General features: G+C 72.6%; 13 protein-coding genes. 8 read left to right on the top strand and 5 right to left on the bottom strand.

The window, feature by feature from the left end; all coding sequences use genetic code 11:
- The first annotated feature begins 5 nt into the window (after window positions 1–5).
- Both ACWDY5_RS13140 and ACWDY5_RS13135 read left to right on the top strand, forming a co-directional pair.
- Complete coding sequence (locus ACWDY5_RS13140; RefSeq protein WP_449722435.1) at window positions 6–620, top strand: flavin reductase family protein; 615 nt, start codon at window positions 6–8, stop codon at window positions 618–620.
- Between the two features lie 116 nt (window positions 621–736).
- Window positions 737–2,155, top strand: a complete 1,419-nt coding sequence (locus ACWDY5_RS13135; protein WP_449722434.1) for a hypothetical protein — start codon at window positions 737–739, stop codon at window positions 2,153–2,155.
- Here ACWDY5_RS13135 and ACWDY5_RS13130 read toward each other — a convergent pair.
- Window positions 2,082–2,429: a hypothetical protein gene (locus tag ACWDY5_RS13130; protein WP_252481853.1), complete on the bottom strand. Its 348-nt coding sequence runs from the start codon at window positions 2,427–2,429 to the stop codon at window positions 2,082–2,084. The two genes, ACWDY5_RS13135 and ACWDY5_RS13130, sit on opposite strands and share 74 nt — an antisense overlap.
- 369 nt (window positions 2,430–2,798) lie before the next feature.
- On the opposite strand from ACWDY5_RS13130, the gene ACWDY5_RS13125 reads away from it, so the two are divergent.
- The 4 genes from ACWDY5_RS13125 to ACWDY5_RS13110 all read left to right on the top strand — a co-directional run bounded on the left by ACWDY5_RS13125 (window position 2,799) and on the right by ACWDY5_RS13110 (window position 6,777).
- Window positions 2,799–3,134 (top strand): nucleotide pyrophosphohydrolase, encoded by a 336-nt coding sequence (locus ACWDY5_RS13125; RefSeq protein WP_449722433.1) that lies wholly within the window; start codon window positions 2,799–2,801, stop codon window positions 3,132–3,134.
- A 25-nt stretch (window positions 3,135–3,159) separates the two neighbouring features.
- Window positions 3,160–4,122, top strand: a complete 963-nt coding sequence (locus ACWDY5_RS13120; RefSeq protein WP_449722432.1) for a LysR family transcriptional regulator — start codon at window positions 3,160–3,162, stop codon at window positions 4,120–4,122.
- A 77-nt stretch (window positions 4,123–4,199) separates the two neighbouring features.
- The gene (locus ACWDY5_RS13115; RefSeq protein ID WP_449722431.1) at window positions 4,200–5,627 is read left to right on the top strand and encodes a S1 family peptidase; all 1,428 of its coding nucleotides are present in this window, start codon (window positions 4,200–4,202) and stop codon (window positions 5,625–5,627) included.
- Window positions 5,628–5,724: 97 nt separating this feature from the next.
- The gene (locus ACWDY5_RS13110; RefSeq protein WP_449722430.1) at window positions 5,725–6,777 is read left to right on the top strand and encodes an NAD(P)-binding domain-containing protein; all 1,053 of its coding nucleotides are present in this window, start codon (window positions 5,725–5,727) and stop codon (window positions 6,775–6,777) included.
- Here ACWDY5_RS13110 and ACWDY5_RS13105 read toward each other — a convergent pair.
- Genes ACWDY5_RS13105 through ACWDY5_RS13090 form a run of 4 tightly spaced genes read right to left on the bottom strand, consistent with a single transcriptional unit; the run spans window position 6,688 to window position 11,688 of the window.
- Window positions 6,688–8,238 carry a PH domain-containing protein gene (locus ACWDY5_RS13105; RefSeq protein ID WP_449722429.1) on the bottom strand — a complete coding sequence of 517 codons (1,551 nt, stop codon included), beginning with the start codon at window positions 8,236–8,238 and terminating at the stop codon, window positions 6,688–6,690. The genes ACWDY5_RS13110 and ACWDY5_RS13105 overlap by 90 nt on opposite strands.
- Window positions 8,238–8,753: a PH domain-containing protein gene (locus ACWDY5_RS13100; RefSeq protein WP_449722428.1), complete on the bottom strand. Its 516-nt coding sequence runs from the start codon at window positions 8,751–8,753 to the stop codon at window positions 8,238–8,240. Before ACWDY5_RS13100 ends, ACWDY5_RS13105 begins: the two co-directional genes overlap by 1 nt.
- A gap of 4 nt (window positions 8,754–8,757) precedes the next feature.
- Window positions 8,758–10,239 (bottom strand): glycosyltransferase family 39 protein, encoded by a 1,482-nt coding sequence (locus ACWDY5_RS13095; RefSeq protein ID WP_449722427.1) that lies wholly within the window; start codon window positions 10,237–10,239, stop codon window positions 8,758–8,760.
- Window positions 10,240–10,242: 3 nt separating this feature from the next.
- Window positions 10,243–11,688, bottom strand: a complete 1,446-nt coding sequence (locus tag ACWDY5_RS13090; protein WP_449722426.1) for a glycosyltransferase family 39 protein — start codon at window positions 11,686–11,688, stop codon at window positions 10,243–10,245.
- Between the two features lie 188 nt (window positions 11,689–11,876).
- On the opposite strand from ACWDY5_RS13090, the gene ACWDY5_RS13085 reads away from it, so the two are divergent.
- On the top strand, window positions 11,877–12,557 hold the full coding sequence (locus tag ACWDY5_RS13085; protein ID WP_449722425.1) for a TetR/AcrR family transcriptional regulator: 681 nt from the start codon (window positions 11,877–11,879) through the stop codon (window positions 12,555–12,557).
- 18 nt (window positions 12,558–12,575) lie between these two features.
- Window positions 12,576–13,061 (top strand): hypothetical protein, encoded by a 486-nt coding sequence (locus ACWDY5_RS13080; RefSeq protein WP_449722424.1) that lies wholly within the window; start codon window positions 12,576–12,578, stop codon window positions 13,059–13,061.
- Window positions 13,062–13,065 lie beyond the last annotated feature (4 nt).

The raw sequence follows: 13,065 nt of genomic DNA, 5'->3' as shown, positions 1-13,065 counted from the left end.
GGGGCATGCGCCTGGACTTCGACCCGGAGGCCACCGGCTCCGGCCAGTTCTACCGCCTGCTCACCGCCGTGGTGCTGCCCCGCCCGATCGCCTGGGTGTCCACGGTCTCGGCCGAGGGCGTGGACAACCTCGCCCCGCACTCGTTCTTCACCGTGGCCTGCGTCGACCCGCCGATCGTGCAGTTCACCTCGGTGGGCCGCAAGGACACCCTGGCCAACGTGGAGGCCACCGGCGAGTTCGTGGTGAACCTGGCCAACGAGCCGAACTTCGCCCAGGTCAACGCCACCGGCACCGACTTCCCGCCGGCCACCAGCGAGTTCGACGCGGTCGGCATCCCCCGCGAACCCAGCCTCAAGGTCAAGCCACCCCGGGCCGCCACCAGCCCCGCCGCGCTGGAGTGCGTGCTGCACAGCACGCTGCGGCTGGGTGACTCCACGGTGGTGTTCGGGCGGGTGGTGCACGCGGCGGTGGCGGCGGAGGTGGTCCACGACGGGCTGCCATCCGTGGAGCTGCTGCGGCCGTTGTCGCGGCTGGGGCGGGATGAGTGGGGGACGGTGGGCGGGGTGCGGGAGATCAGGCGGATCCGGCACGCGGACTGGCCGGGGCACTACCGGGGCTGAGCGGACACGATCGGACAACGCCGCGGAAGATCGCTAACGCCGGGTCAGCAATTCACGACGCTCCGTGTGTGCAGCGTCGGCCGGAGGAGCGCCGACCACGTGCGGGGGAGGCGTTCTTGTCCGAGGAGTCCTGGCATTCCGCCCGGTTGATCCCGACGTCCGGCATCAACGGCGCCGAGGAGCAGGAGCGGCGCGCGACCTCCGCGCTGCTGGCGGTGCTCGCCGCGGTGCGCGAGTTCGGCCGGGTGCTCACCCAGCCGCTGGGCGCCCCGGCCGGCGCCGTGCGGACCTACATCGAGGTCCCGTTCCAGCTGGGCGAGCGCAAGGTCATCCCGGATGGCCTGATCCGGGTCAGCAGGGGTCAGCGGAGCTGGACCGCGCTGGTGGAGGTCAAGACCGGCACGAACGAGCTGGGCGCCGAACAGCTGGAGAACTACCTGGACCTGGCGCGGGAACAGGGTTTCGACGCGCTGATCACCATCTCCAACCAGATCCCGGCGATGCCGGGCCAGCACCCGGCCAAGGTCGACAAGCGCAAGCTGCGCAAGGTCGCGCTGCACCACTGGTCCTGGACGCACGTGCTCTGCGAGGCGGTGCTGCAGAAGGAGCACCGCGGGGTCGCCGACCCGGACCAGGCGTGGATCCTCGGCGAGCTGATCCGGTACCTGGAGCACCCGCGGTCGGGCGCGATGGCCTTCGAGGACATGGGTCCCAGCTGGGTGCGGTTGCGTGAGGCGGTCGGCGCGGGCACCCTGCGCGCCACCGACGCCGCCGCGGCCGAGGTCGCGTTGCGCTTCGACGCGCTGCTGCGCTTCGCCGGGCTGCAGCTGGGCCGCAAGCTCGGCGCCGAGGTGGTGCCCGCGCTGAGCCGCCGTGAGCTGGCCGAACCGCAGCTGCGGGTGCAGAGCCAGGTGGCACAGCTGGTCAACGGGGGCACGTTCAGCGGTGGCATCCGCATCCCGGACACGGTCGGCACGCTGCGGGTGACCGCGGACCTGCGCGCGAACCAGGTGTGCTGCCAGGTGGACCTCGACGCGCCTAGGGAGGGCAGGCCGACCACCCGGGTCAACTGGCTGGTGCGGCAGCTCAAGGACGCCCCAGAGCAGGTGCGGCTGGAGTCCTTCGCGCTGCACGCCAGGGGCGCGGGCGCGGCGGAGCTGCTGCGCGCGGTGCGGCTTGATCCGGCGGTGCTCATCGAGGACCCGAAGAAGGAGATCAGGTCCTTCCGGGTGGCGCAGACCTTTCCGCTGGGCGGCAAGCGCGGCACCGGCCGGGGCTCGTTCATCGACTCCGTGCTGGAGGCGATCAACCGCTTCTACGAGGACGTGCTGCAGAGCCTGAAGCCCTGGGCCGCCCAGCCACCCCGGATGCGCCCCGACTCGGCCTTCACCCCGCCGGAGGAGGTGCCGGTGGCCCTGGTGTCCACCGCGCCGTCCTCCCAGGACGGCGCCGAGGAGCCGCCTAGTACCGGCGCTCCCCTCCCCGTTCCTCCGGCGCCCTCGGCCGCAGCGCCCCTCTCGGCACCAGGTGCTTGAGGGCCAGCGGCGGCACCGTGCTCTCCGCCCGGCCCGCGATGCAGAAGGACACCAGCCCCGCCCAGTAGCCCTCCTCGGTACGCAGCCAGGCGTGCAGGGTGCCCGGGACCCGGCCGCTGACCACCAGGCCCTGCTGGCGGATGAGCAGGGTGGCGGAGGAGGCGTCGCCGAGGAAGCCGTGCCGGTACAGCTCGTTGAGGTCCACCCAGACCGGTCTGCTGCGGTCGTAGACCCGGCCAAGGGAGGGAGCGAGTTGCACCGTTCGGTCGAACACGTGTGCGAGTCTGGATGACTAGGTAGATCGACAGCAAGCCGGGTCACGGGGGCTGACCAGGCCGTTACCCAGGGTCGTGAACCTGGCGGGGCGGAATGCCGACTGTGCGGGCCTGGCACCCGCCGCGGTGGACCTACCTGCGCCGGATGAGCACCCCGCAGACCGCCGACGACCTGGCCCAGAAAGCCTGGCTCGCGGCGCTGAAGGGGCTGCCTCGGCCGATGCGGTGCAGGAGGTACCGGCGATCAGGGCGGGGCTGGCCGAGGTGCCGCCGGCCGAGCGCGAGGTGCTGGTGCTGTTCCACCGTTGCGGCGGCGGCGGGAGCTGGCCCTGCTCAGGCAACGATTGGATACGGCCTAGGGTTCGGGCATGCGTGGATTTGACGAGCTGGTGCCCCGGTTGCGGGAGTTCGCGGCGGCGCGGGAGTGGGAGCCGTTCCACACCCCGCGCAACCTCGCCATGGCGCTCTCCGGCGAGGTCGGGGAACTGGTCTCCGAGCTGCAGTGGTTGGGCGACAAGGAGATCGCCGAGCAGCTCGACGGTGGCGCGCTGCGCGAGCGGGTCGCCGACGAGGTGGCCGACGTGCTGCTCTACCTGGTGCGTTTCGCCGATGTCTGTGGTCTGGACCTCCCGGCCGAGGCGCATGCCAAGATCGATCGCAACGAACACCGGTTTCCTCCGCTGGAGGCAAACCCTTCCGCCTGAGCGGCAAGGGATTTAGCGTCGTCTTATGGAACTGGAGCTGCGGCATCTGCGGGTGATCTGCACCGTCGCGGACACCGGCAGCGTGACCAAGGCGGCCGCCAAACTCGGTCTGGCGCAGCCGGCGCTCACCGCCCAGCTCAACCGGATCGAACGCGCGCTGGGCGGCGCCCTGTTCGAGCGGGACCGGCGCGGCTCCCGGCCCACCCAGCTGGGTGAGCTGGTGCTGGCCCGCGCCCGGCTGCTGCTGCCCGCGGTCAACGAGCTGCGCGAGGAGGCCGCACGGCTGGCCAACTCGGCAGGCGATGAGGGCGCAACGCACTTCCGGATCGGCTCGGCCAACGGGCCGATGCTGGGCGGGCTCATGCACCACCTGGGCGCGGACCGGCCGCAGGCGCGGATCTCCCCGCACACCTCCTACTCCAGCGACGAGCTGACCGAGCTGCTCGCCGCCGGCCGCCTGGACTTCGCACTGGTCGGGGCGTGCGGGGAGGCCGTGCCGCCGAACGCGCCCGGCGTGCAATGGCGGCTGCTCGCGGTGGACCCGGTGTTCGTGCTGCTGCCGGAGGACCACCCGCTGGCGGACAAGGACGAGCTGGAGCTGGCCGACCTGGCCGAGGCGCGCTGGGCGGCCACCCCGGGCGACGGCTGTTTCGGCGACTGCTTCGCCGCCGCCTGCGCCCGCGCCGGGTTCGCGCCAAGGGAGCTGTACGAGGCGGACGTGGTCAGCTGCGTCGACCTGGTCCGCTCCGGGGACGCGGTCGCGCTGTGCCAGCCGACCTTCCGCGAGTGGACCGGCGTGGTCCCGGTGCCGATCGCGGGCATCCCGTTGCGCTGGCGGCAGTTCATCGGCTGGCACATCGACGGCCAGACCTCGGCGGCGGCGGAGCGGATGGCCGGGCACGCGCTGGCCGCCTACGCCGACGTGGTCAGCCGCAGCCCCCGCTACACCGAGTGGCTGGCGGGGCATCCCGGCTTCGGTATGAGGTAACTGGTATCTCCCTCCGCGGGCTGAGCCGGGCCTAACGTGCAGGTCCCTGCATCCCTGCCCTCCAAGGAGACACCGGCATGAGCCGACGCCTATCCGCGTTGCTGGTCGCCGCGTTCACCACCATGGCGTTGTCCGCCGCGGTGGCCCCGTCCTCGGCCGGCGCGCCCGCCGAGGTCGACCCCGGCCTGTTCGCCGCCCTCCAGCGCGACCTTGGCCTCTCCGCCGACCAGGCCCGCGCCCGGCTCGCCGTGGAGGACCTGGCGCGCTCGGTGCGCAAGCGCGTGGCCGCCAGCGCCGACGGCGGCTCCTGGCTCGACTCGAGCGGCCGCCTGGTCGCCGGGGTCACCAGCCAGGCCCGCGCCGAGGCGGTCCGCCAGGCCGGTGGCATCCCGAAGCTGGTGAGCCGCGCCGAACCCGTACTGGACGCGGTCAAGTCCACTTTGGACAGTGCAGCGGCGAAGGCGCCCGGCACGGTGCACGGCTGGTACGTCGACCCCGCCCGCAACAGCGTGGTGGTGCGGTCCCGGCCGGAGGCGCTGGCCGCGGCGCGGGCGTTCGTGCTGGCCAGCGGGGCGCAGGCGGGCGCGGTCCGGTTCGAGTCCAGCCTGGAGCAGGCCCGGCCGCTGATCGACGTGGTCGGCGGCAACGCCTACAACATCGGCTCGGGCTCGCGCTGCTCGGTCGGGTTCTCGGTCACCGGCGGGTTCGTCACCGCGGGGCACTGCGGCAACACCGGGGCCTCCACCAGCAACCCGAGTGGCACCTTCCGCGGCTCCAGCTTCCCCGGCAACGACTACGCCTGGGTGCAGGTGGCCGCGGGCAACACCCCGGTCGGCGCGGTGAACAACTACAGCGGCGGCCGGGTGGCGGTGGCCGGGTCCCAGGACGCGCCGGTCGGGTCCACGGTGTGCCGGTCCGGGTCGACCACCGGCTGGCACTGCGGCGCCATCCAGGCGCGCAACTCCTCGGTGACCTACCCGCAGGGCACGGTGTCCGGGCTGATCCAGACCAGCGTGTGCGCCGAACCCGGTGACTCCGGCGGTTCGCTGCTGGCGGGCAACCAGGCCCAGGGGGTCACCTCCGGCGGCTCCGGCAACTGCCGCTCGGGTGGCACCACCTACTTCCAGCCGGTCAACGAGATCCTGCAGACCTACGGACTGACCCTGCTCACCGACGGTGGCAACCCGCCGCCCGGCGGTGAGTGCGGCAAGGGCACGTACTCCGGTTCGCTCGGCGCCGGCGGCAGCGCGTACCAGCCGAACAACAGCTACTACCAGTCCACCGCCGCCGGCACGCACACCGGCTGCCTCAGCGGTCCCTCCGGCACGGACTTCGACCTGTACCTGCAGAAGTGGAACGGCAGCGCCTGGGCGGACGTGGCCGAGTCGGCCAGCCCCGGCAACACCGAGAAGGTCAGCTACGCCGGCACCGCGGGCTACTACCGCTACCGGGTGCACGCCTACAGCGGCTCCGGCAGCTACACGCTGACCACCGGCGCCCCGTAGGTCCCAGTCGGCGACCGACCCTCGCGGTCGTCGTGCCGGTGGGCGGGTGTGACCTTCCTTCCGCAGGGGAATGGGTCACCCGCCCACCGGCGTTCCGGTGGTCGTGGACACGGACGTGGTGGTGATCGGGGCGGGCCAGGCGGGCCTGTCCAGCTCGTACTTCCTGCGCCGCGCCGGGATCGACCACGTGCTGCTGGACTCGGCCCCGCACGCCGGTGGCGCCTGGCAGCACTACTGGCCCTCGCTGCGCTACGCCGACGTGCACGGCTTCCACGCCCTGCAGGACCTGCCGCTGATCGTGCCCGACCCGGGCCGCCCGGCCGCCGAGGTGCTTTCCGCCTACTTCACCGAGTACGAGCAGCGCTTCGACCTGCCGGTGATCCGGCCGGTGCGGGTCCGCTCGGTCCGGCACGAGGGCGCGGACTTCCTCATCGAGGCCCCGGAAGGCTCCTGGCGGGCCCGCGGCGTGATCAACGCGACCGGCTCGTGGAGCCACCCGCTGTGGCCGCACTACCCCGGCGCGCGCGAGTTCTCCGGCCGCCAGCTGCACACCGCGCACTACCGGGGACCGGCGGAGTTCGCCGGGCAGCGGGTGGTGGTGGTCGGCGGCGGGGCCTCCGCGCTGCGCTTTCTGGACGAGCTGTCCCCGATCGCGGAGACGATCTGGGTGACCCGGCGGGAACCGGAGTTCAGCGAGGGCGAGTTCACCGTCGAACGCGGCCGGGCGATCATCGCCAAGGTCGAGGAGTCGGTGCGGGCCGGGAAACCGCCGCGCAGCGTGGTCTGGAACACCGGCCTCGCCCTCACCCCGCTGATCAAGGACCTGCGAGCGCGCGGGGTGCTGCGCCGCCGCCCGATGTTCGAGCGGATCACCCCCGACGGCGTCACCTGGGCCGACGGCTCGCACGAGCGGGCAGACACGATCATCTGGGCCACCGGCTTCCGGGCCGCGCTCAACCACCTGGCCCCGCTGAAGCTGCGCGAGCCCGGCGGCGGGATCGTGATGGCCGGTGGGCATCCCGCCGCCGAGCCCAGGCTGCACCTGGTCGGCTATGGCCCGTCAGCGAGCACCATCGGCGCCAACCGGGCCGCCCGCACCGCAGTGCACGAGCTCCGCCGGGAGCTGTTCCCGGTCGCCGTCGGTGTCTAGGAACTCGGTGAGGATGCCCGGCACGGCCCGCTCGGCGAAGCCGGCCGAGTCCGCCTCGGCCATGTCGCGCACGTGGTACCCGCCCACCACGGTGGCCACCGCGGCGGTGAGCGTGACCACCCCGGCCCGCCGGGAGAACGGGGTGTCGGCGAAGGTCCAGGACAGCACGTCCTCCCGGCGCAGCGCCGCGGTGTCCCGGCTGATCGTGCCGGAGCGGGCCACCAGGTAGCGCCCGGACAGGCCGTGGCCGAGGTTGCGGTAGGCGTCCCTGGCGAACCACAGCACGAACGGCAGGCTGGCCAGCGCGGTGCTCCAGGCCAGGTGCAGCAGCACATCGGTCAGCAGGTAGCCCAGAACCCCTTGCACCACAAGCAGGGGCAGGGTCACCAGCAGCAGGCCGCGGACGATCCGCCGCCGGTGCGCCACCCTCGGGTGCGCGGTCAGCACCAGGTCTGCCAGCGGGGACACCGGTTCCCGCAGCACCCCGGCGACCACCCGCAGCGCCTCGGCGCGCGGCGCGGGCGGCAGCACCGCGCTGCGCTCGCTGTCCTGCTGCTCGGTGCCCAGCCCGGCGGCCACCGCGTTGACCTTGGCGCCGCCGCCGAAGCGCAGCAGCAGCGGTTCGCGCAGCACCGCGCCGAAGAGCCTGCGCCGCTCGATGGACACCGAGCGGGTGGTGAGCAGCCCGCGCCGCACCCGCAGCAGGCTGTCGCTGACCCATTCCAGCCGGTACCGCCACCAGCCCTCCACGTACAGCCCGAGCGCGCCGACCGCGCCCAGCAGTGTGATGCCGAGCAGGGCCAGCGGGATGGTCAGCCACAGCGCGCTGGAGCCGAACTCGGCGGCCAGCTGCCGCACCACCGGGAGCCGCCAGGACTCGATGCCGATGGCCTCCAGCGCCCGGTAGCCCGCACCGGCCACCACGACCACGCCGCCGAAGGTCCAGAAGGTCAGCGGCGCGTACCGCAGCCAGCGCCAGCTCAGGGTGGAGACCACCGGGTCCTGGGCCGCGGTGCGGGTGGCGCGGGCCAGCAGCTCGGTGCGCAGCGCCCGTGCCACCGGAGCGGCCAGCGCGTCCAGCTTGACCTCGCTGTCCCCGTCGTTGGAACCCGCGGTGCCGATGCGCAGCGTGGTCACCCCGAACAGCCGGTGCACCGGACTGGCGGTGAGGTCGACGTTGCGGATCCGGTTGAGCCGCACCGTGCGCAGCTTCTTGGTGAACATCCCGGTGCGCACCTCCACCGCGTCGGCGGTGAGCCGGTACCTGGTCTTGGCCCAGGAGGCGATCCCGGCCGCGGTGAAGGCCAGGAAGCCCAGCGTGATCCCGGCCAGGGTGAGCCAGCCGCGCAGGTCCAGGTGGCCGCCGGAGATCCACAGGGCGGCCAGGAAGGACGCGGCGGGCGCGGCCAGCCAGCTCGTGTGCACCGCGATCATGCGCGGGTCCAGCTTCCGCCAGTCCATCACGCCTCCTCCACCGCGGCGGCCTCGCCGATCCGGCGGGCCAGCTCGGTCGCGTCGTCCAGGCCCAGCCCGGAGATCCGCACGTCGCCGGCGGTGGAGGCGGTGGTCACGATCACCGTGGCCAGGCCGAAACCGCGCTGGATCGGGCCGATCACGGTGTCCACGGTCTGCACCTTGGTCAGCGGGGTGATCCGCCGCCGCTGCCAGAACCAGCCGCTGGCCGAGTACACCGCGGTGCTGCCCAGCTCCCAGGCGTGCACCCGGTACCGCCACGGCGGCATGATGAGCAGGTAGGCCAGGCCGGGCAGCACCAGCACGCCGAGCAGCAGCGGGCCGAGCCAGCGCAGCGCGCCGGGGAAGAACAGCAGGGACAGCGTGGTCATGGTCAGCGCGACCAGGAACGCCGGTCCGGTCACGGTCAGCAGCGCCTGCACGGTCCACCAGCGGCGGGCCCTCGGGTCCACCCGGTAGCGCGGCGGCCGGAGCCTGGGCGCGGTGTGGGTCGGTGTGGTCATGGTGTCACCCCAGTTTCTGGAAACGTGGCCAGAGCTCGGCCCAGGAGCCGGTGCGGCCCGTGGCCAGTTGCAACGGCACGTCCTGCACCAGCAGGTTGGACTTCAGTCGAGTGTCCATAGTGGACAGTTGGCGGACCTGCGCGAAGGACTCGGTCAGGTAGGGCACGGCCGGTCCGGCGAAGAGCACGGTGTCCGCGGACTCCGGTGGCGCGCCGAAGTACCAGTAGCCGCGGGAACCGCTGTAGGCCCTGGGCAGTCCGCGCTCCGGCCCGTAGCGGTCCAGCGCGCTGGCCTGCCAGTAGGTCACCGCGAGCACCGCGGTGCGGGCGCGCTGTGCCGGCGGCAGCCGGTGGTAGGCGGCGGCCACCTGGTCGGCCAGCTCGGTCCAGCTGGTGCTGTAGACGCTGGTGAAGTCGGCCGAGTCCCGCGCGGCGGCCTGCTCCACCGGCTGCACCGGCAGTGCCAGGAACAGCATGGCCAGCGCGGAGGCCACCGCCACCGGCCAGGCCGCCGCCCAGCGCCACCAGCGTCCGGCCGTCCGGCGTTCCACCTCGATCGCGCCCACCGCCCACAGCAGCGGGAACAGCCCGTTCACGTAGTACGGGCGGCCGCCGACCACCAGGAACACCAGCACCAGACCGAGGAAGGTCCAGCCGAGGAAGGCGTACGGCCGCCACTGCGGCGCGCGCAGCAGCCGCCAGGTCCCGTAGACCACCAGCACCGCGCCGGTGAGCAGGCCGGCGCCGAAGAGCATGATCGGCAGGAAGCCGAGCGCGCCGCCGGTGCCGGTGGCCGCCTCCGCCGCGATCTGCCCGGTCATGCCCAGCTGCGGCCAGCCGTGCCGGGCCTGCCACAGCAGTGCGGGCACGGTGGCCAGCACCGCGATTCCCGCGCCCAGCCACAACATCGGCCGCCGCAGCAGCTCCCTCGGCCCGAACACCAGCGCGCACACCAGCAGCACCGCCCAGAAGCCGACCATCAGGAACTTGGCCTGCCAGGCGAACGCGGTGACCACCCCCAGCCACAGCAGCAGTACGTCCCGCCGGGTGTGCAGCCAGCGCAGCAGCACCAGCACCGCCAGCTCCCAGGCCAGGGTGTCCGCCGCCCCGGTGCCGAGCAGGTGCCCGCCGGAGATCATCACCGGCGCCCCGGCGAAGACGACCGCGGTGACCACCTGGGCCCGCGCGCCGCCCCCCAGCTCGCGGGCGATCAGCGCGGCCACCACGGTCCCGGCCAGCGTCAGCAGCGCGACCGGCAGTCGCAGCGCGGTCAGCGAGCCGGGGAACAGCGAGTCCATGGCCAGCGCCAGCAACGGCGCCAGCGGACCCTGGTCGGCATAGCCCCAGTCGAGGTGCTTGCCCGCGGCGAGGAAGTACAGCTCGTCGCCGAAGAGGTCGTAGCGGCCGCTGAACGCCAGCAGCACCACCGCGTAGGCCGCGGTCACCGCCAGCACCGGCAGCCGGGCGAAGTCCGCTCGTGTGGTCATGGCTCAGGCCAGCTTCCGGAACCGGGGCCACAACTCGGCCCAAGTGCCCTTGCGTCCCTGCGCCAGCAGCAGCGGAATCCCGTCCACCGCCCGGTTCGCCTTCAGCTCGGTCTCCAAAGTGGACAGTTGGGTGACGGTGCCGAAGGACTCGGTCAGCGCGGGCAGCGGGCGGCCCACGTAGAGCACGGTGTCCGCGGTCTCCGGCGGCGCGCCGAAGTGCCAGTAGCCCCGGGAACCGCTGTGCGCCTTGGGCAGTCCGCGTGCCGGGCCGAACCGGTCCAGGGCGCCGGACTGCCAGTAGGAGCTGGTCAGCAGCGCCGTCCTGGCCCGCTGCTCGGCGGGCAGCGCGTGGTAGGCCTTGGCCACCTGGTCGGCCAGCTCGGGCCAGCCCACGCTGTGCGTGCTGATGAAGTCCACCGACCCGGTCCCGGCCCGGCTGTGCACCGGCTCCAGCGGCAACCCGAAGAAGGACATGGCCGCCGCGGAGAGCACCGCCACCGGCAGGCTCGCCGACCAGCGCCACCACCCGGCCACCCGCACCCTGGACAGCTCCACCGCGCCGGCCGCCCACAGCACCGGGAACATCCCGGCCACGTAGTACGGCCTGCCGCCGGCGACCAGGAACAGCGCGACCACGCCGAGGAAGGTCCAGCCCAGGAAGGCGTACGGCCGCAGCTCACCCCCGCGGAGCAGCCGCCACAGCCCGAACAGCAGCACCACCAGCCCGCTGAGCAGCCCGACCAGCATCAGCATCATCGGCACGAACCCGAGCAGGCCGCCGTGCATGAACTCGCCCTCGGCCGCGATCACCCCGGTCATACCCAGCTGCGGCCAGCCATGTCCGGCCTGCCACAACAGGCTCGGCAGGGTGGCCAGCACCGTGATTCCCGCGCCCAGCCACAACATCGGCCGCCGCAGCAGCTCCCTCGGCCCGAACACCAGCACCGCGACCGCGAGCGCCACCCAGAACCCGGCCATCAGGAACTTGGACTGCAAGGCGACCGCGGTGACCACGCCCAGCCAGGGCAGCACCGAGTCGCGCTGAGTGCGCACCCAGCGGATCAGCAGCCAGCAGGCCAGCGCCCACATCAGGATGTCCGGCGTGTTGGTGGTGAGCAGGTGCCCGTTGCCCAGGGTGAACGGCGAGGCCACGGTGACCAGCGCGGCCAGCGTCTGCGCCCGCCGCGCGCCGCCCAGCTCACGGGCGATCAGCGCGGTCACCGCCACGATGGCCATCGTCATCAGCAGCGAGGGGAAGCGCAGCGCGGTCAGCGAGCCGGGGAACAACGACTCGGTGACCAGCGCCAGCAGCGGCGCCAGCGGCCCTTGGTCGGCATAGCCCCAGTCGAGGTGCTTGCCCGCGGCGATGAAGTACAGCTCGTCGCCGAAGGTGCCGTAGCGCTCGGCGAAGACGAACAGCAGCACGCCGAGCACTCCGGCAACCGTCACAACCGGGCCTGCTGCGAACGGCGGCAAGCTCCGCGCCGGACTCTGTTGCTCGCTGACCTGGACTTGCATCACAACTCCCCAGTTGATCCCCTGATGTCCCGGCTCCCGGCCGGTTACAATGCGGTTGCATGGTAACCGGGACGCGGAGGCCTTTGCAATGCGTCCGCATTAAGAAAGCGTGGCTGTCGGTGCCCAAGCAGGTTGACCACGAGGAACGTCGGCGGCACATCGCCGAGGCGCTGTGGCGGATCGTCGCCAAGCACGGCATGGAGGCGGTGAGCCTGCGGGACGTGGCGGCCGAGGCCGGGGTCTCGATGGGCTCGGTGCAGCACTACTTCAAGACCAAGGACCACATGCTGGAGTTCGCGCTGGAGTTCAGCAGCGTGAAGACCGGCGACCGGGTGCGCGCCCGGCTGGCCCGCGAGCTGGCGGGCGACCCGCCGCCGTGGGCGGTGCTGCGCGCCTGCATGGTGGAGACGCTGCCCATCGACGAGCACACCCGCACCGGCCGCCTGGTCGGCATCGCCTACTTCATCCGCGCGCTGAACGAGCCCTCGCTGCGCCGGATCTACCTGCAGGGCCAGCCGAAGCTGTTCAACTTCTTCGCCGACATGATCCGCGCGGCCCAGGAGCAAGGGGTGACCGCACCGGGCATCGACCCGGACAAGGAGTCGATGATGCTGTGGTGCATCGCCGACTCGCTCGGCTCGGACATCCTGCTGGACAACAGCACCCCCGCGGAGGCGATGGCCACCGCCGACTACTACCTGCGGCGGCTGTTCCCCGGCGTGCCGGAGCAGGAGTGGCCGCCGCCCGGCTCGATCTCCACCCCCGAGTCCACCCCTGAGCCCACGAACTCCACCCCCTGATCTTCCTAGCTTGGTGCCATGACACTGAGCACCCTGGTCAACGGGGCCTTGGCCCTCGCCGTCGTGGCCTTCGTGATCGCCCGCCGGATGAACTGGCACGAGCTGACCAAGCACGGCGAGGACGTGTGGATCGGCCCGGCGATCCTCACCGGCATCGGGCTGCTCCAGCTGAAGAACAAGCTGGGCCCCGACTACCACATCACCCCGGTCGACCTGGTCTTCCTGGTGCTGGGCCTGCTGCTCGCCCTCGGCGCCGGGGTTGGGCTGGGCAGGACCAGCGAGGTCCAGCTGCGGGACGGCCGGATCTTCACCAGGATGCGCGGCCCGGCGATCGGCGTGTGGGCCGGGCTCATCGGGCTGCGGGTGCTGCTCGGCTTCCTCGGCCACGGCTTCGGCGCGACCCTGACCAGCGGCGGCGGCGCGATCATGCTGACGCTGGGGGCCAGCCTGCTCACCCAGTCGCTGGTGCTGGCCGCCAGGGTGGGCCAGCCGGTGCGGCGCTGACCGC

It is taken from the genome of Crossiella sp. NPDC003009 (genome assembly GCF_053591555.1).
The sequence above is the reverse complement of the archived record's forward strand: the minus strand, read 5'-3'. Positions and strand labels throughout refer to the sequence as shown.